21 protein-coding genes are annotated in these 23,184 nt (G+C 64.3%); 14 read left to right on the top strand and 7 right to left on the bottom strand.

What is annotated here, in order from left to right; all coding sequences use genetic code 11:
• Positions 1-2: 2 nt before the first annotated feature.
• On the top strand, positions 3-1,061 hold the full coding sequence (locus tag FJ974_RS03970; RefSeq protein WP_140538577.1) for an ornithine cyclodeaminase: 1,059 nt from the start codon (positions 3-5) through the stop codon (positions 1,059-1,061).
• Between the two features lie 219 nt (positions 1,062-1,280).
• On the opposite strand, the gene FJ974_RS03965 is transcribed toward FJ974_RS03970, so the two are convergent.
• From FJ974_RS03965 to FJ974_RS03950, 4 genes are all read right to left on the bottom strand, one after another.
• Positions 1,281-2,444, bottom strand: a complete 1,164-nt coding sequence (locus FJ974_RS03965; protein ID WP_140539332.1) for an IS4 family transposase — start codon at positions 2,442-2,444, stop codon at positions 1,281-1,283.
• 202 nt (positions 2,445-2,646) lie between these two features.
• Positions 2,647-3,093: a hypothetical protein gene (locus FJ974_RS03960; RefSeq protein WP_181177269.1), complete on the bottom strand. Its 447-nt coding sequence runs from the start codon at positions 3,091-3,093 to the stop codon at positions 2,647-2,649.
• A 137-nt stretch (positions 3,094-3,230) separates the two neighbouring features.
• A complete protein-coding gene (locus tag FJ974_RS03955) occupies positions 3,231-4,250 on the bottom strand; it encodes an LLM class flavin-dependent oxidoreductase (protein ID WP_140537871.1) in 1,020 nt (339 codons plus the stop codon).
• A gap of 150 nt (positions 4,251-4,400) precedes the next feature.
• A complete protein-coding gene (locus FJ974_RS03950; protein WP_140537873.1) occupies positions 4,401-5,891 on the bottom strand; it encodes an aldehyde dehydrogenase family protein in 1,491 nt (496 codons plus the stop codon).
• Between the two features lie 189 nt (positions 5,892-6,080).
• Between FJ974_RS03950 and FJ974_RS03945 the strand changes: the two genes are divergently transcribed.
• The 6 genes from FJ974_RS03945 (at position 6,081) to FJ974_RS03920 (ending at position 11,937) form a co-directional block, all read left to right on the top strand.
• On the top strand, positions 6,081-6,983 hold the full coding sequence (locus tag FJ974_RS03945) for a MurR/RpiR family transcriptional regulator (protein ID WP_140537875.1): 903 nt from the start codon (positions 6,081-6,083) through the stop codon (positions 6,981-6,983).
• A gap of 96 nt (positions 6,984-7,079) precedes the next feature.
• Positions 7,080-8,084: an ABC transporter substrate-binding protein gene (locus tag FJ974_RS03940; RefSeq protein WP_140537876.1), complete on the top strand. Its 1,005-nt coding sequence runs from the start codon at positions 7,080-7,082 to the stop codon at positions 8,082-8,084.
• Positions 8,081-9,904 (top strand): ABC transporter permease, encoded by a 1,824-nt coding sequence (locus FJ974_RS03935; protein ID WP_181177270.1) that lies wholly within the window; start codon positions 8,081-8,083, stop codon positions 9,902-9,904. The genes FJ974_RS03940 and FJ974_RS03935 overlap by 4 nt, the downstream gene beginning before the upstream one ends.
• Positions 9,901-10,944: an ABC transporter ATP-binding protein gene (locus FJ974_RS03930; RefSeq protein WP_181177271.1), complete on the top strand. Its 1,044-nt coding sequence runs from the start codon at positions 9,901-9,903 to the stop codon at positions 10,942-10,944. The genes FJ974_RS03935 and FJ974_RS03930 overlap by 4 nt, the downstream gene beginning before the upstream one ends.
• Positions 10,945-10,969: 25 nt before the next feature.
• Positions 10,970-11,725, top strand: a complete 756-nt coding sequence (locus tag FJ974_RS03925) for a COG4280 domain-containing protein (RefSeq protein WP_140537879.1) — start codon at positions 10,970-10,972, stop codon at positions 11,723-11,725.
• Entirely contained in the window at positions 11,722-11,937 is a 216-nt protein-coding gene (locus tag FJ974_RS03920) for a hypothetical protein (protein WP_140537881.1), read from the top strand. The genes FJ974_RS03925 and FJ974_RS03920 overlap by 4 nt, the downstream gene beginning before the upstream one ends.
• 128 nt (positions 11,938-12,065) lie before the next feature.
• Here FJ974_RS03920 and FJ974_RS03915 read toward each other — a convergent pair whose 3' ends face one another.
• Positions 12,066-12,446, bottom strand: coding sequence for a YkvA family protein (locus FJ974_RS03915; protein ID WP_140537883.1), 381 nt, complete (start codon positions 12,444-12,446; stop codon positions 12,066-12,068).
• A 168-nt stretch (positions 12,447-12,614) separates the two neighbouring features.
• A complete protein-coding gene (locus FJ974_RS03910) occupies positions 12,615-13,247 on the bottom strand; it encodes a methyltransferase family protein (protein WP_140537885.1) in 633 nt (210 codons plus the stop codon).
• Positions 13,248-13,587: 340 nt separating this feature from the next.
• On the opposite strand from FJ974_RS03910, the gene FJ974_RS03905 reads away from it, so the two are divergent.
• Positions 13,588-14,265: a winged helix-turn-helix domain-containing protein gene (locus FJ974_RS03905; RefSeq protein ID WP_140538007.1), complete on the top strand. Its 678-nt coding sequence runs from the start codon at positions 13,588-13,590 to the stop codon at positions 14,263-14,265.
• 87 nt (positions 14,266-14,352) lie between these two features.
• Complete coding sequence (locus FJ974_RS03900; protein WP_140537887.1) at positions 14,353-15,729, top strand: sensor histidine kinase; 1,377 nt, start codon at positions 14,353-14,355, stop codon at positions 15,727-15,729.
• Here FJ974_RS03900 and FJ974_RS03895 read toward each other — a convergent pair.
• Positions 15,726-16,592 (bottom strand): helix-turn-helix domain-containing protein, encoded by an 867-nt coding sequence (locus tag FJ974_RS03895; RefSeq protein ID WP_140537889.1) that lies wholly within the window; start codon positions 16,590-16,592, stop codon positions 15,726-15,728. The two genes, FJ974_RS03900 and FJ974_RS03895, sit on opposite strands and share 4 nt — an antisense overlap.
• Positions 16,593-16,698: 106 nt before the next feature.
• Between FJ974_RS03895 and FJ974_RS03890 the strand changes: the two genes are divergently transcribed.
• From FJ974_RS03890 to FJ974_RS03870, 5 genes are all read left to right on the top strand, one after another.
• The gene (locus tag FJ974_RS03890; protein ID WP_140537890.1) at positions 16,699-17,967 is read left to right on the top strand and encodes an ABC transporter substrate-binding protein; all 1,269 of its coding nucleotides are present in this window, start codon (positions 16,699-16,701) and stop codon (positions 17,965-17,967) included.
• Positions 17,968-18,223: 256 nt separating this feature from the next.
• Positions 18,224-19,084 carry a carbohydrate ABC transporter permease gene (locus tag FJ974_RS03885; RefSeq protein WP_140537894.1) on the top strand — a complete coding sequence of 287 codons (861 nt, stop codon included), beginning with the start codon at positions 18,224-18,226 and terminating at the stop codon, positions 19,082-19,084.
• Positions 19,081-19,917 carry a carbohydrate ABC transporter permease gene (locus FJ974_RS03880; protein ID WP_140537896.1) on the top strand — a complete coding sequence of 279 codons (837 nt, stop codon included), beginning with the start codon at positions 19,081-19,083 and terminating at the stop codon, positions 19,915-19,917. The genes FJ974_RS03885 and FJ974_RS03880 overlap by 4 nt, the downstream gene beginning before the upstream one ends.
• Before the next feature lie 11 nt (positions 19,918-19,928).
• Positions 19,929-21,014, top strand: coding sequence for an ABC transporter ATP-binding protein (locus FJ974_RS03875; RefSeq protein ID WP_140537898.1), 1,086 nt, complete (start codon positions 19,929-19,931; stop codon positions 21,012-21,014).
• Between the two features lie 55 nt (positions 21,015-21,069).
• A complete protein-coding gene (locus tag FJ974_RS03870) occupies positions 21,070-23,100 on the top strand; it encodes an aldo/keto reductase (protein ID WP_140537899.1) in 2,031 nt (676 codons plus the stop codon).
• Positions 23,101-23,184 lie beyond the last annotated feature (84 nt).

The following is a 23,184-nucleotide window of genomic DNA, read 5'->3' as shown; positions in this document are numbered from 1 at the left end:
CCATGACCCAGCCTTCGCGCCTTGCCATCGTCCCCTTCGTCAGCGTCGACCGCATGATGAAGCTGGTGCTCGCCATCGGCGTCGAGCGCTTCCTCACCGAGCTCGCCGCCTATATCGAGGAGGATTTCCGCCGCTGGGAGCTGTTCGACAAGACGCCGCGCATCGCCTCGCACAGCCATGACGGCGTCATCGAGCTGATGCCGACCAGCGACGGGCATCTCTACGGCTTCAAATATGTCAACGGCCACCCGAAGAACATGCGCGAGGGCCGCCAGACGGTCACCGCCTTCGGCGTGCTCGCCGATGTCGGCTCGGGCTATCCGATGCTGCTCAGCGAAATGACCATCCTGACGGCGCTGCGCACCGCCGCCACTTCGGCGCTGGCGGCCAGATATCTGGCGCCCAAGGGCGCGCGCGCCATGGCCATCATCGGCAACGGCGCCCAGTCCGAATTCCAGGCCATCGCCTTCAGGGCGCTGCTCGGCATCGACCGGCTCAGGCTCTACGACATCGACCGCTCGGCCTCGGAAAAATGCGCCCGCAACCTCGCCGGCAAGGGTTTCGACATCGCCATCTGCGCGACCGGCCAGGACGCGGTGGAAGGCGTCGACATCATCACCACGGTCACGGCCGACAAGCAGTACGCCACGATCCTCACCGACAACATGGTCGGCTCCGGCGTCCACATTAATGCCGTCGGCGGCGACTGCCCCGGCAAGACCGAGCTGCATCGCGACATCCTCTTGCGCTCCGCCATCTTCGTCGAGTTTCCGCCGCAGACGCGCATCGAGGGCGAGATCCAGCAGCTCGACGCCGATCATCCGGTGACCGAGCTGTGGCAGGTGATGACCGGCCAGGCCGAGGGACGCAAGGCGCCCGAACAGATCACCCTGTTCGATTCCGTCGGCTTCGCCACCGAGGATTTCTCCGCGCTGCGCTATGTCCGCGACCAGCTCAAGGCCACCGGCCTCTATGAGGAGCTCGACCTGCTCGCCGACCCCGACGAGCCGCGCGACCTGTTCGGCATGCTGCTCAGGGCCGCCATGCAGCCGGCGGCGTGAGGGGGCTCGAGGAGGTCGTTTCGTACTGCTGGTACGAGGTAGTGCTTCCCTTTCGCAGGTCAGCGCTGCCCCTCATTGCCCTGCCGGGCATTTCTCCCCGTATACGGGGAGAAAGACGCTGTCGTCTGCGGTTTCGCTACTGGTCAGCGTTGCAGAAGGAACGCCGAGGCCGCGGCCAGCCCCCTTCTCCCCGTTCACGGCAGGGCTGTCCGGGGAAAGTTATTCATAATCGAAGCCCAACTGGTTTGGGGATGTTCGATCCCTTCGGCGGCTCGAATTGATCGGAGGCGGCTTGTTGATGGCCTCGATTCTTCGGCGCTCGAGCAGGCATTGGCTAACCAGATCGGTGAAGCGCAGGATGGGCATGGCGATGCGGTAGGTCCGGGCGGCGATGCGCAGCAGCGCATAGGCGATCATGGCGGCGAAGAGCTGCAGGCGGATGGCGTTGTCGTTGTTGCCGAGGAACCTGCGTATCTTGAGATGCTGTTTGATCCAACGGAACAAGAGTTCGATCTGCCAGCGGCCCTTATAGAGCGCGGCAATCTCAACGGCCGGGCGCTTGAGATCGTTGGTCAGCAGCGTGATGGTGTCGCCGTCCTGGCGCTTGACGATCAGGCGGCGCAATTTGATCGGCAGCTTGCAGTGGGTTTTGCCGGCAAGGCTCACCTCAGCGTCGTCGAGAACGGTGAAGCCGTCGCCCCGCGCGACCTTGACGGGACGTTCGGAGAGCACCTCGAGCCCCATGTTGGATTTGGGTCGGGTGACGAAGAAAGCTTGGGCTGCGGCGATCTGCGTCCACCAGCCGTAATGGCAATAACCCTTGTCGAACACATAGGTCGCGCCCTTCTCGATGGCGATCGTGCGGCCGACCTGGGCATCGTTGACGTTGGCATCGGTGATGTCGAGGATGCGCGGGCAATCGGCGTTGGGATCATAGACGACGTGCATCTTCATGCCGCGGATGCGACCGTTCGACTTGGCCCAGCCGCACAACTTGCCGAGCGGGATCGGTGTGGAATCGATCAGCCGCAGCATAGCGGTGCCCTCACGGCGTGTCTGCCGGTCGAGTTGGTTGGCGAGCAGGCCGAAGATCTCGGCAAAGACGGCGACGGGGCGCCTGCGGCCGGCATCCGACAAGGTCGAGCGCCGCAACACGTCACTGCCCAGATGGTAATGATGCTGGCCGTTGGCGTTCCAGCCGGCTTCCAGGCTGCGAAGGCTCGCACTACCGCTGAGCTGGGCATAGATCAGCACCATGAGATGGTCCCAACTTCTGAACGACTTGTCGTAGGCGTCCCCGCCATGGCTATCCACAATCGTCTGGAAGCGGCGGCGATTGATCGGTTCAACCAGCTTGCCAAGAATGCTAGGCGTAAAGCGCATGCCCCGTCCCCTTTCTGAGTCTCGACAACCAGAAGGTAGACGGAAAATCCCCGTCTTACGGGGCATGCGCCTGCGGCATTTCGATTCACCAAACACTTTCCCCGGACAGCCCTGCGTTCACGGGGAGAAGATGCCGGCAGGCAGATGAGGGGCAGCGCCGGCGTAGAAAATTGACAACGCTAACGCCACTCAGAACGCTAGCTTACTGGCCCGCTTTTTCGATCTGCCTTGTTTTCCGGCGTATACGGCCCAACGTGTCCAGAACTCTCAAGCGCTTCAATGGGACGCCATCATACTCCGTAACAGAACGGCGGCCGTTGCGATCTACAACGGTCAGCATTGCGCGGCACCTGCCGCCTCTGGCATCAAACGCCGCGAGAAAACTCTCGAAGTCTGTCACCTCTGCGCGGTTCTTTTTGCAGAAGGTAGGAAAGGCTCCCGCGAATGTAGCAGCCGCGTTTTCCAATTGGTGCGACGGACATCCTCTAACAACATTCCCACGCAGGAAGTCGATCTCGATGACCCCACCGGGGCTGGCAGCAGCCTCTTCAAAGACTTCGGTCTGGCAATAGCCAACAACAAAGCCCAGCCCACTCGCCATTGAGTCGGCAAAATTATGAGCGATTGCGCAGAGGCGTCCATGTTTCATACTGGAAGGATAGCAACGTCATTGTCTGCTTTCCATCACATTGGTCATTCACAGATCGGCGAAACCGCTAACAGGCCGCTACCCGTCATAGTTTCTGATCATTATCGCTGAAATTATTCCCACCCCCAGAACATCCGTCACCGCCAGCCGAGCGCCGGCGCGACGTGCTTCAGGATCGACTCGATGACATGGGCGTTGTAGGCGACGCCGAGCTGGTTGGGCACGGTGAGCAGCAGCGTGTCGGCTTCGGCGATCGCTTCGTCCTCTCTCAGCTGCTCGATCAGCGCGTCCGGCTCGGCGGCATAGGTGCGGCCGAAGACGGCGCGCCGTTCCGGCTCGATATAGCCGAAATGGTCCTGGCCCTCGCTGCCGCCGAAATAGGCGCGGTCCATGTCGTTGACGAGGGCAAATATGCTGCGGCTGACCGACACGCGCGGCTCCCTGGCGTGGCCGGCTTCCTTCCAGGCGGCGCGGAAGGCGCGTATCTGCCCGGCCTGCTGGATGTGCAGCGGCTCGCCGCTTTCGTCGAATTTCAGCGTCGAGCTTTGCAGATTCATGCCGAGCTTTGCCGCCCATTCGGCTGTGGCATTGGTGGCCGCGCCCCACCAGATGCGGTCGCGCAGGCCCGCCGAGAACGGCTCGAGCCTGAGCAGGCCGGGCGGATTGGGAAACATCGGCCGCGGATTGGGCTGGGCAAAACCTTCGCCGCGCAGCAGGTCGAGGAACACCTCGGCATGGCGCCTGGCCATGTCGGCGTCGCTCTTGCCCTCTTCCGGCACGTAGCCGAAATAGCGCCAGCCGTCGATCACCTGCTCGGGCGAGCCGCGGCTGATTCCCAACTGCAAACGCCCGCCGGCGATGAGATCGGCGGCGCCGGCATCCTCCACCATGTAGAGCGGGTTCTCGTAGCGCATGTCGATGACGGCAGTGCCGAGCTCGATGCGCTTGGTTCTGGCGCCGGCGGCGGCCAGCAGCGGGAAGGGCGAGGCGAGCTGCCGGGCAAAATGGTGGACGCGGAAATAGGCGCCGTCTGCGCCAAGCTCTTCCGCCGCGACCGCAAGGTCGATCGATTGTAAGAGCGCGTCGGCGCCGGAGCGCGTGCCCGATTGCGGCGAGGGCGTCCAATGCCCGAAGGATAAAAAGCCGATTTTCTTCATGCGCTCCATTCCGGTCTTGAGCGGCTTGTCGAGCCGTTCAGATTTCTTTTGCTGCTCCAGCGCAATGCCAGGCTCTCCGCTTCCGAATTGCGTAAGGCAAATAATCGGAGCGCAACAGCCATTCAACGGACGCCGAACGGATACAGACCGTCAATCGGTACGGATCCACACGCCCTTGGTGTTCAGGAATTCGTCGAGATGCTCGGCGCCGCCCTCGCGGCCATAGCCGCTCATCTTGTAGCCGCCGAACGGCACCGCCGGGTCGATGGCGTGATAGGTGTTGACCCAGACCGAGCCGGCGCGCAGCCGGTTGGCAAGCTGGTGCGCCTTGCCGATGTCGCGCGTGAACACGCCGGCGCCGAGGCCATAGGGCGTGTCGTTGCCGCGCTTGACCGCCTCGTCCAGCGTGTCGAAGGGCAGCGCAGAGATGATCGGCCCGAAAATCTCCTCGCGCGCGATGCGCATGCTGTCTGTGACGCCGGAGAACACGCCCGGCGTCATGAAATTGCCGGCGCCGAGCGCGCCTTCGGTGATGCGCTGCCCGCCGGTCACCAGCGTCGCGCCCTCGCGCGTGCCGTCCTCGATGAAGTCGCTGACCCGTTCGACCTGCCGTGGCGAGATCAGCGGCCCGATTTCCGTCTCGGGATCGGCGCCGTCGCCGAGCTTAAGCTTTGCCGCATAGGCGGCCACCTGCTCGATGAATTCGTCATGGATCGGCCGCTCGACGAACAGCCGCGAGCCGGCAATGCAGATCTGGCCGGAATTGGCGAACACCGACATCGCCACCACCGGCACGGCGCGCTCGATATCGGCATCGGCGCAGACGATCACCGGGGACTTGCCGCCGAGTTCCAGCGAGACGCGCTTCATGTTGGCGGCCGAGGCGCGCAGGATCGCCTGGCCGGTGGCGGTCGAGCCGGTGAAGACGACCTTGTCGACATCCATATGGGCGGCCAGCGGCGCACCGGCTTCCGTGCCTGTCCCGGTCACGACATTGACGACGCCGGGCGGCACGCCCGCCTCCAGCATCAGGTCGGCGATGAGCAGCGGCGTCAGCGGCGCTTCTTCCGACGGCTTCAGGATGATGGTGCAGCCGGTGGCCAATGCCGGGCCGATCTTCCAGATCGAGGCGGCGGTGGGCGCATTCCACGGGATGATCGCGCCGACGACGCCGACCGGCTCCTTGCGCGTATAGGAAACGATCTCGCCGGGCAGCGAATTGCCGATCGTGTGGCCGTGGATCGATGTCGCCATGCCGGCATAAAAGCGCAGCATGCCGAGCACGCGGTTCTTGTTGGCCAAGGTACGGGTGATCGGCATGCCCATGTCGGTGGTGTCGGACAGCGCCAGCTCCTCCCAATGGCGCTCCATCACATCGGCGATCTTCAACAGCAGCAGCTGCCGCTCATAGGGCTTGAACCGGCTCCACGGCCCTTCGAAGGCGTGCCGGGCTGCGGCAACCGCGAGATCGATATCCTTCGCATCGGCCTGCGGCACGGTGCCGATCACCGCGCCGGTGGCGGGATTGCGCGTCTCGAAGCTGCGGCCGCTCAGCGCATCGCGCCATTCGCCGTCGATCAGCATCTGGCGATGCCGGCCGTCGATCGGGATGCGTGAGAGATTTCTCACCGGTATCGTCATCTGGAGCCGAGTCCTCTGATGAACCAGGGGCGCGTTATGGCACCGGCCGATATATGGGCGCAAGGCCGCGTCGTTCCAGCCGGGACCGCCGGGCGGGTTCCGGCGATCGCTGTCACAATGATGTAATGAACATTTCGGATGGTCGCCGCCGTAGCAATCGCTACGAACTCCTGGCTGGTGGCCGCCCTCATGGCATCCGACGACTCCGAAGAACCGCAAACGGCGTTCGACGATCGCGTCGAAGCTGCCCTTGAAACCCTGCCGCCGGCCGAGCAGCGCATGGCGCGCTTCTTCGCCAGCCAGAAGCAGTCGGTGCTGCTCGGATCGGCGGCCGAGATTGCCGCGCTCGCCGGCACCAGCGATGCCACTGTGGTCCGCACCGCCCGTTCGCTGGGCTTCGAAAGCCTCGCGGCGCTGCGCCAGATGCTGCTGACGGACCTGACGGGAACCGTCTCGCCCGGCAAACGGCTGGCCCGCACGCTGCAGGAGACCGGCAACGACAGCGCCTCGGCGCTGCGCCATGTCGTCGGCCTGCACGAAAGCGCGCTCGAAGCGCTGAAGCGGCCCGACATGGAGGCCGCCTTCGCGCAAAGCATCGACATTCTGGCGCGCGCCAACCGCCGCCACATCTTCGGCATCGGCCCGTCGGGCGCTATGGCTGACTATGCCAGCCTGCAATTCAACAGGATCGGCCTGACGAGCAGCGCGCTGTCGGTTTCGGGCGTGGCGCTCGCCGACCGCCTTCTCTGGCTGGCCAGCGGCGATGCCGTTTTGATGATGGCCTATGCACCATTCTACCGCGAGGTCGAGATCGTGCTCGACCAGGCCGCGCTCCACGACGTGCCTGTGGTGCTGATCAGCGACAATCTCGGACCGCTGGTGGCCGACAGGGTTGCCGCGACGCTGCCGGTGCCGCGCGGCAAGGCCGACCACCTCGCCACGCATGGCGGCACCATGGTCCTCCTCGAGGCGATGATCATCGCCCTGGCGGCGAAAGCCGGCGAGACCGCGTTCGACAGCCTCGACAGGCTGAGCACCCTGCGCGGCGCAATCGACAAGGCATGGGTGAAACGAGGTACCAGAAAGAAGTGATGCCGCCCGACACAAAAGCGTCAATAACAACGATGCAATATAAAATTGGCATTACTCCGCCTTTTCAGAACAACATCGAAACAACAGGAGAGAGGAATGAATATAAGGACGACGCTTGGACTTGCGTTGGGTTTAACGGCGATGTCGATGGCGGCGCCGGCTTCGGCCGCCGATCTCGTGCTCTACGACGCGCTCGACTTCGCCGGTCCGGTCGCCAAGGCCTTCCAGGCCAAGACCGGACTGACCGTCGACGTCGTCGAGCCCGGCAGCACCGGCGAGACGCTGGGCAAGATCGCCGCCGAGGGCAAAAACCCGCAATTCGACATCGTCTGGATCGACGGCTCCGCCGTGATGGAGCGTATGGCGGCCGACCATGTGCTGCAGCCGGTCCCGGCGGACGAATATGACAAGGTCGCCTTCACCGATCTCGGCAAGTCGCTGGTGCCGCAAAGCCATGCTTTCCTGCCGACCGGCACCAGCACCACCGCCATCGAGGTCAACACCAAGAAGGTAGAGCCCGGCAAGCTGCCAAAATCCTGGGCCGACCTCGAGGCTTTCGCCGGCAGCGTCGCCGCCAAGGATCCGAACCTTTCCGGCCCGGCCTATCAGTGGCTGGCCGGCTTCTTCCAGACCAACGGCGTCGACGCCGGCAAGGCGCTGCTTGCCAAGACGCTGACCAACAAGTCGCTGTCCGGCCTGTCCAGCGGCGGCAAGATCAACAAGGCCGTGCTGACCGGCGATGCCGCGGTCGGCATCAACCAGGACAGCGCCATCTTCGCGAAAATCGCCGCCGGCGAGCCCGTTATCGCCGTCTATCCGAGCGAAGGCTCGGTCTCGCTGCCGCAGGGTCTCGGCATCAGCGCCAAGACCCAGCATATGGACGCGGTGCGCAAGTTCATCGAATTCGTCACCAGTGCCGACGGCCAGGCCGCCATGCAGAACGGCGACGACACCGACTACTTCTTCATCCCGATCATCAAGGGCGTCAACGCCAAGCCCGGCCGCGAGACCAACATCACCTGCACGCATCTCGACGACGCCGTGGCATCCGCCCATGAGAGCGAATGGAAGCAGTGGTACAAGGACAAATTCGTCCAGTGACCGCTGTTCCGGCAGCGACCGTTTCTCTTACCAACGCCGCCGCGCCTGCCGGCGGCATTGGCAAATTGTCCCGTCGCCGCCGGCCAAATTTTTCCCGCTATGTCGGGCCGGTTGCGGTCTGCGCGGTGTTCACGCTCTTGATCGGCCTGCCGCTTGCCCTCGTGCTGCTGCAGGCCGTCATGCCGGGGCTTTTCACCGCAGCGACGACAGGCGTCTTCAGCCTCGCGCCGCTGGCGCGCATCTTCGCCTCGCCCTACATCGCCGGCTCGATCCTGCATTCGCTCGAGCTTGGCGTGCTGGCGGCCTGCACCACCACGGCCCTCGGCGGCGCCTTTGCCGTGCTGGTGCAGCGCTGCGACATCCCATTGCGCCGGCCGATCTCGATCGTGCCGTGGCTGGTGTTCCTGACGCCGTCCTATCTCAAGGCGCTCGCCTGGGTGCTCTTGATGTCGTCGGGCGGTTACCTGGCGCAGCTCGGCCTGCTGCCGCCGGCGCTGGGTGCCGGTTTCTTCGGCCTGGCGGGGCTCGTCTTCGTCCACACGCTCAGCCTGTTCCCGCTGGCGGCCTTCATCATCGGCAGCGCGCTGGCCGGGCTGGGCAGCGAGCTGGAAGACGCGGCGCGCCTGTCCGGCGCCGGCCCGCTCAGGATATGGCTTCACATCAACGGCCCCCTGCTGGCGCCGGCGGTCGCGCTCTCCTTCATCGCCACCTTCGCCGAGGTGCTGTCCGATTTCGGCCTGGCCTCGACCATCGCCAGGATGTCGAGCTTCGGTGTGCTGACCTACGGCATCTACGCGGCGGCGAGCGATTATCCGGTCGATTTTCCCGCCGCCGGCGCCCAAGCTCTGGTGCTGCTCGCTCTGGTCTTGCTGGTCGTCGCCGCCGACCGGCTGCTGCGCCGCCGCGCCGACCCGCATCTGATTTCCGGACGCGCCAAGCCCGCCCGGCTTTACGATCTTGGACCCTGGCGCTGGCTGGCCCTGGCTGCGGCGCTCGCCGTCGCCTTCCTGGCGCTGATCCTGCCGCTTGGGGCGATCGCCGCGAGGGCGCTTACCAGCACGCTCGGACACGGCCTGGTGCCTGAAAACTTCACCCTGGCGAACCTCTCCGCAGCGCTGACGCTCAACACCGCCGCCAATGATGGACTGATGCGCAGCCTGTTCTATGCCGGCTTGACCGCCGTCATCGCCAGCACGCTGGCGTTGCTCTTGTCCGCGCAGCTTGGCCGTTCGAGCCCGTTCATGCGCACCATGGTGCTCGGCCTGTCGCTCGGCGCGGTGGCCATACCGGGCATCGTGCTCGGCTTCGGCTACATCCTGGTCTGGAACCGGCTGCCGGGCTTTCGCGATTGGCCATTTCCGCATTATGGCGACGGCTCGCTGCTGGTCATGGGCTATGTTGCGGCCGCACTTCCCTATTGCCTCGTCGTCATCCTGTCGGCCATCGGCCAGCTCGCGCCCAGCCTGACCGACGCCGCGCGACTGCATGGCGTCGGCGCGCTGCGGCGCTTGTTGTCGGTCACCTTGCCGCTGATCGTGCTCAGCGTCGTCACCGCTTTCCTGCTGACCTTCATCCGCACGGTGTTCGAATTGCCGATGTCGCAGATGCTCATTCCGCAAAGCGGACCGCCGGCGCCGACATTGATCCTGAAGCTGTTCAGCCATGACCGCGACGGGCTGGCCTGCGCCATCGCCCTGGTCGCGATGACGGCCGCCGGCGGCGCGGCGGCCCTGATTTGGTACCCGCTGAACCGGTTCGTCGGACCGGGACGGCGCCGCGCATACAGCGGCCGCGAAGCGGCCTTGGGAAAACTGCCATGACCGCTTCGCTGAATTGCGCCGGCATCAGCAAATCGCTCGGCGGCCGCGCCGTGCTGAGCGACCTCGACCTGGCAATCAGCGCCGGCGAGGTGGTGTCGCTTCTCGGTCCGAGCGGTTCCGGCAAGACGACGCTGCTGCGCAGCATTGCGGGGCTGGTCGATCCGGAACGTGGCACCATCACCCTCGACAATCGCGTCGTCTGGAGCGAGACCGCCGTGGTGCCGCCGGAAAAGCGGCGGATCGGCATGGTTTTCCAGGACTACGCGCTGTGGCCGCATATGACAGTGGCCGGCAACCTGGCGTTCGGCCTGCAGTCGCAGCGCCTGCCCGAGCGCGAGGTCGCGGCGCGCCTTGGCCACGCGCTGGAGGTCACGCGGCTGGCGCCCTATCGCGACCGCTATCCGGCGGAGCTGTCGGGCGGACAGCAGCAGCGCGTCGCCATCGCCCGCTGCCTTGCCGCCCGGCCGGCGCTGATGCTGTTCGACGAGCCGCTCAGCAATCTCGACGTAGCACTGCGCGAGGACATGCGCATTGAAATGATGGAGCTGGTGCGCCGCGAGGCCGCCACCGTCGTCTATGTCACGCATGACCAGGCCGAAGCCATGGCAGTTTCCGATCGCATCGCCGTGATGCGTGACGGCCGCATTGCCCAGTTCGACACGCCGCGCGCGATTTACGAGGCGCCGGCCGATTCCTTCGTCGCCGGGTTCATCGGCGGCTTCTCGGTGGTGCCCGGCGTGGTCCAGGACGAAACGTTCAGACTGCGCGACGGCGCTGCCGAAAGCCTGCGCACGCCGGGCGCGCGGCCGGGCGAGGGCATGCTGGTGGTGCGCCCCGAAGATGCGCGGCCGGCCGAAGCCCATCCGGCGAACCGCTTGCAGGGCCGGGTGCTGTCGAGCGCCTTCCAGGGCCGTTGCTGGCGGCTGGCGGTGGAGCTCGGAGCGCAGCGCGTGCGGCTCGACTGGCCGGAGGCGCCGCCGGTCGGCTCGTCGCTGGCTTTCTCTCTGCCGCCGGAACGCTGTATCGTTCTCGCCCATTAGCGATTCCCCAACGCAAGGTAGCTTCATGCATGGCCTGACGCCGATACTCTCCACCGTGACCGCTTCGTTCCTGGCGTCCTTCGTCGAAGTCGTCGAGGCCTTCACCATCGTGCTCGCGGTCGGCGTGACGCGCAGCTGGCGCCCGGCGCTGACCGGCGCGGCGCTGGCGCTGGCCGTGCTGGCAGCGCTGGTGCTGGTTTTCGGGCCGCTGCTGGCGCTGGTGCCCATCACTGTGCTGCAGTTCATGGTCGGGGTGCTCTTGATCCTGTTCGGCATGCGCTGGCTGCGCAAAGCCATCCTGCGCAGCGTCGGCGTCATCGCTTTGCATGACGAGGAGGCGGCCTTCTCGAAGGAGACCGCCGCGCTCAGCCGCCAGGCCGGCGAGCGCCGCGCCGACTATCTTGCCGGCCTGGCGTCGTTCAAGGCGGTATTGCTCGAGGGCGTCGAAGTGGTGTTCATCGTCATCGCCGTCGGCGCCGCCCACGGCCAGACGTTCTACGCCGGCATGGGCGCGCTCGCCGCCTTCGTGCTGGTGATGCTGATCGGTCTTGCCGTGCACCGGCCGCTGGCGCAGGTGCCCGAAAACGCGCTTAAATTCGTCGTCGGCCTGATGCTGACCAGCTTCGGCGTCTTCTGGACCGGCGAGGGCCTCGGCGCCGACTGGCCGGGCGCCGATCTCGCGCTGCTTGCCATCTTCGCAGTCATTGCCGCCACATCATTCGCCATCGTGCGCTGGCTGCGCGGCGCCTATCCCACATCTGTAGAAGGAGCCGCCCGATGAAAATCGTCCGCGCCATTCTGAAGGAAGTCGTCGGAATGTTCGTCGATGACGGCAATCTGGCGCTGCTGGCGCTGGTCCTGATCGCTTTGGTCACCGCCGCGGTGAAGCTGCTGGCCCTGCCGCCGCTCGTCGGCGGCTGCCTGCTTCTGGCAGGCTGTCTCGCTATTCTGCTGCAGAGCACCCGCCGCGCCGCACGCCGCGGCGACCGGTGAGCGGCGCAAGCGCCGCCGAGGAAAGACCAGAAAGGCTGGCAATAGCCGCGCTGTTCCAGGGTATGTTGATATTCAGGTGAGACCGGTCTGCAAATGGCGGCTCGGCCTGACCTGAATCTCGACATACCCTACGCCGGCTTCGGCCAGAACAGCCACATCAGCGCTGCTGCCGCCGCTATCCAGACCGCGACGATGAACACCAGACCCGCCTTGCTCGGCGGCCTGGCGCGGCGTGTGGCTTCGTCACGAAATTCCTGCATCAGCTCCGCGGGCACCAGCCTGACCGCCAGCATGATGCCGAGCGGCACGATGATGAGATCGTCCAGATAGCCGACGATCGGAATGAAGTCCGGTATCAGATCGATCGGGCTTAAGGCGTAGGCGGCGACCGCGCCGGCCATAGCCTTCGCATACCACGGGACGCGAGGATCACGCGCGGCGAGCCAAAGCGCCACCACGTCGCGCTTGACGCTGCGCGCCCATTGTTTCGCGGAATCGAGAACCGCCATATCGTCTCTGTACGGATATCGGGCCCGAAGGGCTAGAGCGTTTCACTGTTTCACGGAAACGGCGAAACACGCTATCTCTTTGTTTTACGCAGTTCCGGACGGAAAACCGTGTCACACTTTTCCTGGAATTGCGCTAGCCTCTTTGGCCCCCGGAGGCGTAATCGCTTGTCAGTAGACGGTAAACAGCGTCGGCAGCATGCCGATCGTGCGGAAATGCTCGACCGTCTCGATGAGCGGGAACAGCGCCAGGAAATAGAGCCCGTCGCGAAACGTGCTCTTCAGCGCGCTTGTCGAAAAGAGCCATTCGTCCTGATCCCTGTACAGCGTCGGGTTCGGCCAGAACCGCGGCGTCCGTTCGGCATAGGCCGCGTAGGCGGCGCCGAATTTGCCGAGCAGGAATTCGGCCTCCTTGCGCGCTGTGAAGCGGAAGACGAGGAAGCTTGCCAGGCCAAGCGTCGCGGCCGCCAGCACCGATCCGAACATCAGGCCGATACCGGCCGCTCCGACGGTCGAGAAGAAATAGAGCGGATTCTGGGTCATCGAAAAAGGACCCGCCATGATCAGCTCGTTGTTCTTCTTGCCGCCGACATAGAGGATGCTCCACAGCCGGCCAAGGAAGCAGGCGAGCACGAGGCTGAAGCCAATCATTTCCACCAGTTCGTGCCCGTTCGAGCCTTCGCTGAGGAACGGCTTGGAAAACAGCAGCAGGACGATGGCGAGCACCGCAGCGACCTGAACGACGATCAGGCGCTTATGCTGGTCGAAGGCCTTCGGCGCCGATTTGAGGGATGCGTAGGCCATTGCTTCGCCACTCCGGCGGCCGTCTCGGGACAATAAACCTATGCTCCCTAGCCTTTCTGCTGCCTGATGGCGAGGCCCTGACCGTATTTTCGGCCATTCTTACGGATTTGTAAGGTCACGGACAGGCTGTGGTGAATTCCCCCGTCTACCGTCCGCACAGACCTAAAATGGATAACGTCATGACCTTACCGGCCAACAAGCCGGTCGCGCCCGCGCATGTCCCCCGAAAATGAGCAGCGGGACAAAGACGTGTCTGAAATCAAGCGCCTGAAGATGGCCAAGAAAAAGCCGCAGCCGGTGCTGATCATGCCGGCTCGGTAGATCGGACGGCGTAAAAGTGATGCGGCTTCTGCTGGTTGAGGACGATCCGAGGACCGCTGACTATGTCGTCAGGGGGCTGAGCGAGGCCGGCCATGTCTGCGATCTGTTGCGCAACGGCCACGACGGCCTCTTCGCCGCGACCCGCAACGCCTATGACGTGATCGTCGCCGACCGTATGATTCCCGGGCTCGACGGCCTGTCCATGATCAAGGCGGTACGTGCCGCGGGCGTGCGCACGCCGGCGATATTCCTGACCTCGATCGGCGGCGTCGACGACCGCGTCGAAGGATTGGAAGCCGGCGGCGACGACTACCTGGTCAAGCCGTTTGCCTTTTCCGAACTGCTTGCCCGCATCAACGCGCTCGGCCGCCGGCCGGCGGCGCAGGAGCAGAAGACCAATCTGCGCGTCGCCGATCTCGAAATGGACCTGATCCAGCGGCGCGTGACCAGGCAGGGCCAGACGATCGACCTGCAGCCACGCGAATTCAGCCTGCTCGAAGTGCTGATGCGCGGCGAGGGCCGCGTCATCACCCGCACCATGCTTCTGGAGCGCGTCTGGGATTTCCATTTCGATCCCAAGACCAGCGTCGTCGAGACCCATATCAGCCGGTTAAGGGCGAAGGTCGACAAGCCGTTCGACGCGCCGCTCATCCACACCGTGCGCAACACCGGCTACAGCCTGCATGTGCCCGACTGAAGCAATTCCAGGAAGAATGCGCAGCGGTTTTCCACCTGGAATCACGGCAGGACCAACATTTGGCGCGCCTCGAATCGCGGCCCCGGCATGACCGGAACGTCTCCCAGTCTGGTGCGCAGCACGCCGTTCAGGCTGGCGTTGACCTTTGCCTTCCTGTTCGTGCTGGCTTTCATCCTCTCCGGCGCCATCGTCTATCAGCTGATGAGCAACGACCTTGCAAGACGTCTCGATGAATCGATCAAGGAGACTTACTCGGTCGTGGCCGTGACCTATGCGGAAAGCCAGGAAGACCTGATCTCGACAGTCAACGACCACAGCCAGCTTGACCCTGAGAAGGATCAGCTTTTCTCGCTGACAGACCAGAACGGCAACCGTCTGGCCGGCAACTTCACGGCGTCCGGTCTTCCGGATGGCTTCTCGATGTTTGCCGCCACCTTACCTGGCATGCCCCCCGATACGATGTATCGCGCCTATTCGGGCACTGTCGGCAACAACAACCTGACGGTCGCCTTCTCGCTGTCGGGAACCGAAGAGCTGAAGACCATCGTTTTGATGAGTTTCGGCTGGGGAACACTGTTCATCCTGGGCCTCGCGATCGCCGGCGGCGCCGTGCTTGCCTCGCGCGTCCAGCGGCGCCTCGACGGCATCGCTTCCACCATGGTCGACGTCTCGCATGGGCGCCTCGACGCCCGCATTCCGCTGATCGGCAATGGCGACGATATCGATGCCGTTTCCGCCCAGGTCAACGCTGCCATCGAGCGCCTGTCGGCGTTGGTCGACGGCATGCGGGAAGTCAGCGCCAACATCGCGCATGACCTGAAGACGCCGCTCAACCGGCTGCAGATGATCCTCGAATCCGCCGCCGACAGGACCGCGTCGGGCGAGGATGTCTCCGCCGAGCTGGCAGACGCCCGGGCCGAGAGCCAACAGATCAACGGAACCTTCGATGCGCTGCTGCGCATTGCCCAGATCGAGGCCGGCGCCCGCAAGGCGCGCTTCGTCGACCTCGACGTCGGCCGCATTGTCGAGGCCATCGGCGAGGTCTATGCCGATGTCGCCGAAGACGACGGAAAGTCCTTGTTGACAAGGATCGTTCCGGATGCGGAATGGATCGTGCACGGTGATCGTGACCTGCTGATGCAGATGCTCGCCAATCTGGTCGAGAACGCTTTACGGCACTGCCCGCCGGGCACGGCGATCGAATTGTCGGTGACGCGGCAGGGCGACCGAATCCTGGTAAAAGTCTGTGACAACGGTCCGGGCATTCCGGCGCAGGAGCGCGAAAACGTCTTCCGGCGGCTTTACCGGCTGGACTCCAGCCGCACCACGCCCGGCAGCGGCCTGGGATTGAGCCTCGTCAAGGCGGTGGCGGATTTGCACGGCGCCGCCATCACGCTGGAGGACAACAATCCCGGGCTTGCCGTGATCGTAAGCTTTCCAGCGGCAAGGCCGCCCGCCGGCTAGCGCCCGCCGGCCCGGCGGAAATCCGAAGGCGACATGCCGGCGAGCTTGCGGAACGACTTGTTGAAGGCGCTGAGCGAGCCGAAGCCTGAGTCCATGGCGACCGTCAGCACATTGGCGTCCTGGTGCATCAGCAGCGCCTGCGCGTAGCTCAACCGCAAAAGATTGACATATTCATTCAGCGTCATGCCCGTAGACTTCTTGAACAGGCTCATGGCGTATTTGGGATGGATGTCGGCGGCGGCGGCGATGTTCACGCAGTCGATGTCGTAGAGAAAGTTCTCGGCGATGAAATCGCACATGCGCCCGACATTGCGCGAGGATTGCTGGTCGAAGGGACTGCCGGCCCCTTGCCCGGATGCTGTCTCCGGCACCAGCCGGTAGGGTTCGAAGCGCACCCGCTCCAGCCTCAGCAGCAATTCGTTGACGGCATGTTCGGCCCTGCCCGGATCGCCCGAGCGCGCATAGTCGTTCCAGCGCTTGAAATTGTCGTTGTCGGATTGGTCGGTGGCGTCCGTCACCAGCGTCGCGCCGGTCATCAGCCGGTGCCGTATGTCGGCCGGCAGATGCAGCCTGAAGAAATGCACCAGCGGCAGATGTGCGCCGGCATAGACGGCATCGTCGGAGAGATCGTACATCCGATGCGGCAGGCCGCCCCAGAACAGGCACATCTCGCCGGCCGACAGCGATATTTCATGCTCGGCCATGCGGTAGTGCACTGAGCCCTGCACGATGAAATTCACCTCGACCTGGGCATGCCAGTGCGGCTTCAGCATCACCAGCGGCGGATTGTGGAACATCTGCATGGCCAGCGGCAGGCCTTCGACGCTGCTGGCGCCTGGCTGGTAGAACGGACGCTCCGGCATCTTACTTTCCGCCAATTTCTTATTCCCTTTAACGGGGACAAGCCTTCCGCGCCGCATAATCTAACCAGGCTCACAGTGAGAGAGCAAATGAAATGGGAGGATTTCAATGCGCACCACACTGACCTGCGCCGCGCTGGCGCTCGCCCTGGGCTCCGGCCCGGCCCTGGCGCAATCCGGCGAAATCACGATCTGGAGCTGGAACATCGCCGCATCGTCACTGAAATCGACGGTCGAAGGCTTCAACAAGAAATACCCCGACATCAAGGTGACGGTTCAGGATCTCGGCAACCAGCCGACCTATGACAAGTCGATCGCCGGCTGCGCCGCCGGCGGCGTCGGTTTGCCGGACATCGTCTCGATCGAGAACGGCGAGGCCGAGAATTACTGGAGCCAGTTCCCGGACTGCTTCGTCGACCTGCATACGCTCGGCTACAGCGCCGAGGACCAGAAGAAATTCCCCGATTTCAAGCGCACCGAGCTCGAGGTCGGCGACAAGGCCTACGCCATGCCGTGGGATTCGGGCCCGGTGGCTGCCTTTTATCGCCGCGACTTCTATGAGAAGGCCGGCGTCGACCCGGCCTCGATCAAGACCTGGGACGATTTCATCGCCGCCGGCAAGAAGATCCAGGCCGCCAATCCCGGCGTGTCGATGACCAATGCCGATTTCAACGGCGACACCGAATTCTTCCGCATGATCTCCAACGAGCAGGGCTGCGCCTATTTCGCCGCCGACGGCCAGTCGATCATCGTCAACCAGCCGAAATGCGTCGATACGCTGACCAAGATCAAGGAAATGAAGGACGCCGGCATCATCTCCTCCGCCGACTGGTCGACCAAAATCACCAACAACACCGCCGGCACCGTCGCCACCCAGATCTATGGCGGCTGGTATGAGGGCACCATCCGCACCGAATCGGCCGGCGAGAACGGCAAATGGGGCGTCTATCCGATGCCGAGCCTGACCGCCGACGGCCCGCGCGCCGCCAATCTCGGCGGCTCCTCGCTGGCCATCACCTCGGCGTCGAAGAACAAGGAAGCCGCCTACGCCTATCTGAAATACACGCTGGAGACCAATGAAGGCCAGATCACCATGCTGAAGGATTTCGGCCTGGTGCCGTCGCTGATCTCGGCGCTCGACGACCCCTATGTCGCGCAAGGCTTGCCCTATTGGGGCGGCCAGGCGGTGTGGAAAGACATCCTTGCCACCTTGCCCAAGGTGGTGCCGAGCCGCGGCACGCAGTTCCAGAGCGACGCCGAGATCATCATGCGCGCCGTGCAGACCAAATATCTGGCCGGCGGCTATCCCGACGCCAAGGCCGCCCTCGACGACGCCGCCAACCAGATCGCCGCGGCGACAGGTTTGCCGGTGAAGTAACGGGCCGCTTTTCCTTCTCCCCTTGTGGGAGAAGGTGGCCGCGAAGCGGCCGGATGAGGGGTGTTCCAGCTTGGCAACGACGGTATTCCGTCCAACACCCCTCATCCGTCTCGGCGCTGCGCGCCGATCCACCTTCTCCCACAAGGGAGAAGGCAAGACAGGGCGGCGCTGACCTCGACAATTGGCGCTGCTCCAGCATTCGAAGCATGATCAACACCGCGCCCACCAAGAAGACGCCACCGGGAAAGGAGGAAGGATGCGCCACCAGAACGCCACCGCATATCGCTTCCTCACGCCCTACCTTTTGATCTTCGCCATCTTCTGGGTCTGGCCGATCATCAGCTCGTTCCTGATCTCCTTCCAGGCGACGCGCACGGTGCCGTGGCGCTTCGCGCCGACCTTCAACTGGGGCCGGCTGGTCGGCGACCCGGCGTTCTTCAATGCGCTGAAGAACACGCTGCTCATCCTCGTCATCCAGGTGCCGGTGATGATCTCGCTGGCGATCGTCATGGCGGTGCTTTTGAATTCGCCGCTGCTGAAGGCGCGCGGCCTCTACCGCTTTGCCTTCTTCGCTCCGGTCGTGGTCGGCGAGGTGGCCTATTCGGCGGTCTTCCGGCTGATGTTCAGCCTCGATTTCGGTATCGTCAACAAGCTGCTCAATAGCGTCGGTATCCCCAAGATCGACTGGTTCTCCAACGTCACGCCGGCGATGGCGCTGATCATGATCGCGGTGACCTGGCGCTGGGCCGGCTACAACGCCATCATCCTGCTCGCCGGCCTGCAATCCATTCCCGAAGACGTCTATGAGGCGGCGACGCTTGACCGCGTCAGCAAGGTGAAGCAGTTTTTCTACATCACGCTGCCGCTGCTGAAGCCGGTCATCGTCTTTTGCGCCGTCCTGTCGATCATCGGCACCATGCAGCTGTTCACCGAGCCGTTCCTGATCACCGAGCGCGGCGGGCCGGGCGGCGGCACCGAGACGCTGGGTCTGCTGCTTTACCGCCAGGGCTTCCGCTCGCTCAATTTCGGCTATGCCTCGGCCGTAGCCTACACCATGGCCGGGCTCGCGATCGCCATCACGCTGGTGCAGCTCTGGCTAACGCGGGAGCCGAAATGAGCTCGCGTTCGCAAAGCCGGCTCGGGCGCAGCGTCCTGCTGCATCTCTTCCTGACGCCGCTGGCACTGGTCTGGCTGTTTCCGCTGTGGATGATGGTGGTGTTCTCGACCATGCCCGACAACGGCATCTTCAGCCCCGGCATCGAGCTTCTGCCGCACGGCAATTTCGTCGACAATTTCAACAATCTGCAGCGCGACACCAATTTCGTCGGCGCCATCGGCATCTCCGTCTCGGTGGCGTTGACCTACACCTTTCTCTCCGTGCTGCTGACCTCGATGGCCGGCTGGGCGCTGGCGCGCTACGAGTTCCTCGGCAAGGGCGGCGTCGTGGCGATCATCTTCGGCACCATCACGCTGCCCTACGCGGTTGTGCTGATCCCGCAATTCATCATGGTGGCGCGTGACTTCCAGCTCGCCAACACCTGGATCGCGCTGATCGTGCCGCCGCTGTTCAACTCGCTCGGCGTGCTGTTCATGCGCCAGGCTTTCTCGATGATGCCGGCCGAACTGTTCGACGCCGCGCGCGTCGAAGGCGTCAAGGAATGGCGCATCTTTCTGTTCGTCGCGTTGCCGCTGGCGCGGCCGATGCTGGCGGCGCTCGCCATCATCCTGTTCCTCGCCTCGTGGAACAACTACCTGTGGCCGCTGCTGATCAACAGCCAGCCCGGCGCGATGACCGCGCCGGTGGCGCTCGGCACGCTGATCGGCCTGACCAAGGTTTCCTGGGGCGGCATCATGGCCGGCGCGGTGATGCTGACCGTGCCGATGCTGATCGTCTTCGTGCTCTTGCAGCGCCATTTCATCGCCGGCATCGCCGCCGGCGCCGTCAAATAGGAAGAAGCGCGATGGCGACCGTCACCCTCACCAATGTCGTCAAACGCTTCGGCATCTTCGAGGTCGTCCACGGCGCCGACATCGACATCGCCGACGGCGAGTTCATCGTCTTCGTCGGGCCGTCCGGCTGCGGCAAGTCCACGCTTTTGCGCATGATCGCCGGGCTGGAGGACATCAGCGGCGGCAAGATCGCCATCGGCGGCAAGGTGATGAACGACATCGAACCGGCCGATCGCGGCATCGCCATGGTGTTCCAGTCCTACGCGCTCTATCCGCATATGACCGTGGAGCAGAACCTCTCCTTCGGCCTCAGGATGAACGGCAATCCGAAAGCCGACACCGAGCGCCGGGTTAGGAAAGCCGCTGAGATCCTGCGCATCGACGAGCTGATGCAGCGGCGGCCGAAGCAATTGTCCGGCGGCCAGCGCCAGCGCGTCGCCATCGGCCGCGCCATCGTGCGCGAGCCGCAGGTTTTTCTCTTCGACGAACCGCTCAGCAATCTCGACGCCGAACTCAGGGTGCAGATGCGGGTCGAGATATCGCGCCTGCACAAGGAGCTCGGCGTCACCATGATCTATGTGACGCACGACCAGACCGAGGCGATGACGCTTGCTGACAGGATCGTCGTGCTCAAGGCCGGCAATGTCGAACAGATCGGCGCACCGCTCGATCTTTATGACGACCCGGCCAACCGTTTTGTCGCCGGCTTCATCGGCTCGCCGAAGATGAATTTCCTTAGGGCGACTGTGGTCGAGACGTCCAACAGCGCCGCAATCGTCGAGCTCGTCAATCATGGCGGCGCCAGGCTGCGCAAGCCGCTCTGCGGTACGTTGCCGGCGGTCGGCGCCGAGGTCGTGCTCGGGGTCAGGCCGGAGCATTTCTTCGAGGCCGGCGAGGGCGATTGCGACATTCCGGTCAAGGCCGACGTCGCCGAGCATCTCGGCTCGGTGAGCTACGTCTACGCCAATGCCGGGCCCGAAGAGCTGATCGTCGAACGCGAGGCAGCGCGCCAGCGCGCCAGCGGCGACCATTTCACCGTATCGATCAAGGCCGAGCGGTCGCTGCTGTTCGACAAGACAGGCGCCAGGATTCGCTGACCCCTCAGTTTTCTTTGCCCGATCGCGAATGCGGCGGGACCCATGGAGATTTGATATGACTTGGACGCAACGGAAAATTCGCTGGGGTATTCTCGGACCCGGCAGCATCGCCAGATCCTTTGCCGGCGGGGTAGCGCAGTCGCGCACCGGCGAGCTGGTGGCGCTCGGCGCCCGCAATCCGGCCAAGCCGGGGCTGGCCGAGGCCTTCCCCGGCGCGCGGATCCTCGACGGCTATGACGCGCTGCTGGCCGATGATGGGGTCGATGCGGTCTATATCTCGATCCCGCATCCCGGCCATGCTGAATGGGCGATCAGGGCCGCCGAAGCCGGCAAACATGTCTTGTGCGAGAAACCGCTGGCGCTGACTGCTTTCGAGGCCGACGCCATGATGCATGCCGCGCGCAAGGCCGGCACCTTTCTCGGCGAAGCCTTCATGTACCGGCTGCACCCGCAGACGTTGAAACTGGTCGAGCTGATCAGGTCGGGCATCATCGGCGACGTGCGGATGATCAAATCGAGCTTCGGCTTCGCCATGCCGGGCTTCATGCCAGAGCACCGGCTCTACGCCAACGAGCTTGCCGGCGGCGGCATCCTCGATGTCGGCGGCTATCCCGTGTCGATGGCGCGGCTGATCGCGGGCGCCGCGGCGGGACAGCCTTTCCTCGAGCCGGACAAGGTCGTGGGTGCGGCGCATCTCGGCGAGTCCGGTGTCGACGAATGGGCTTCGGCGCTGCTTCACTTCCCCGGCGGCATCGTCGCCGAGGTCTCCTGCAGCATTTCGCTCGATCAGGACAATGTGCTGCGCATTTTCGGCACCGAGGGCCAGATCGAGGTGCCGGACTTCTGGTTCGCTGGTGGCAACCGCGACGTCGGGCCGGGCCGGATCGATGTGATCCGGTCCGGCACGCGTGAACCCGTCAGCGTCAACGAAACGCGCCATCTCTATTCCTTCGAGGTCGACGCCGCCGGCGACGCGATCCTGGCCGGTGCCCACGAGTTCGCCTGGCCGGGCATGGGCTGGGCCGACAGCCTCGGCACGCTGCGCGTCCTCGACAAATGGCGCGCCGCGATCGGGCTGGAATACGACATCGAAAAGCCGGCTAAGCGCATCAACACCATTTCCGGCCGGTCGCTGCTGACCGACGGCAATGCCATCGGCAAGCGCGCCATTCCAGGCCTGCCGCGCGCGGTGTCGCTTCTGGCGCTCGGCTTCGAGGATTTCCGCACCTTCTCCTCCGGCTCCATCCTGCTCGACGGCTATTTCGAGGCCGGTGGCAATCTGTTCGACACCGGTTATGTCTATGGCGCCGGCTACACCGAGACGCTGCTTGGCCAGTGGCTGAAGAATCGCGGCGTGCGTGAGCAGTCGGTGATCATCGCCAAGGGCGCGCATTCGCCGCTCTGTTATCCCGATGTGATCGGCAAGCAGCTCTCGCAATCGCTCGACCGGCTGCAGACCGACCATGTCGACATCTATTTCATGCACCGCGACAATCCGGACGTGCCGGTCGGCGAGTTCGTCGACGCCATGGACCGGGAGGTCAAGGCGGGCCGCATCCGCGGTCCGTTCGGCGGCTCCAACTGGACGATGGAGCGCATGGACGAAGCGATCGCTTATGCCGAAAAGAACGGCAAGCAGAAGCCCGGCGCCCTTTCCAACAACTTTTCGCTGGCCGAGATGCTGGTGCCGATCTGGCCGGGCTGCATCACCTCGTCCACCGATGCCTGGAAGGCCTGGTTGACGGCAAGGCAGATGCCCAATTTCGCCTGGTCGAGCCAGGGCCGCGGCTTCTTCACCGAGCGCGCCGGCCGCGACCGGACCGACAATGAGGAGCTGGTGCGGGTCTGGTATTCCGAAAAGAACTTCGGCCGCCGCGACCGCGCCATCGAGCTTGCCAGAAAGCTCGGCAAAAGCCCGATCCATGTCGCGCTGGCCTATGTGCTGGCGCAGCCCTTCCCGTCCGTGCCGCTGATCGGCCCGCGGACACTGGATGAGTTGGACGACAGCTTGAGGGCGCTGGATATTGCGCTGTCGGCGGAGGATTTGGCGTGGTTGGACGAGGGGCCGGAGCGGCGGCGGGCTTGATCGGAGAGGAAAAACAAACGCCTCATTCCTTCGCCCCCCTCTCTGCCCTGCCGGGCATCTCCCCCTCAAGGGGGGAGATCAGAT

Source organism: Mesorhizobium sp. B1-1-8 (assembly GCF_006442795.2).
Taxonomy (GTDB): Bacteria; Pseudomonadota; Alphaproteobacteria; order Rhizobiales; family Rhizobiaceae; genus Mesorhizobium.
The sequence above is the reverse complement of the archived record's forward strand: the minus strand, read 5'-3'. Positions and strand labels throughout refer to the sequence as shown.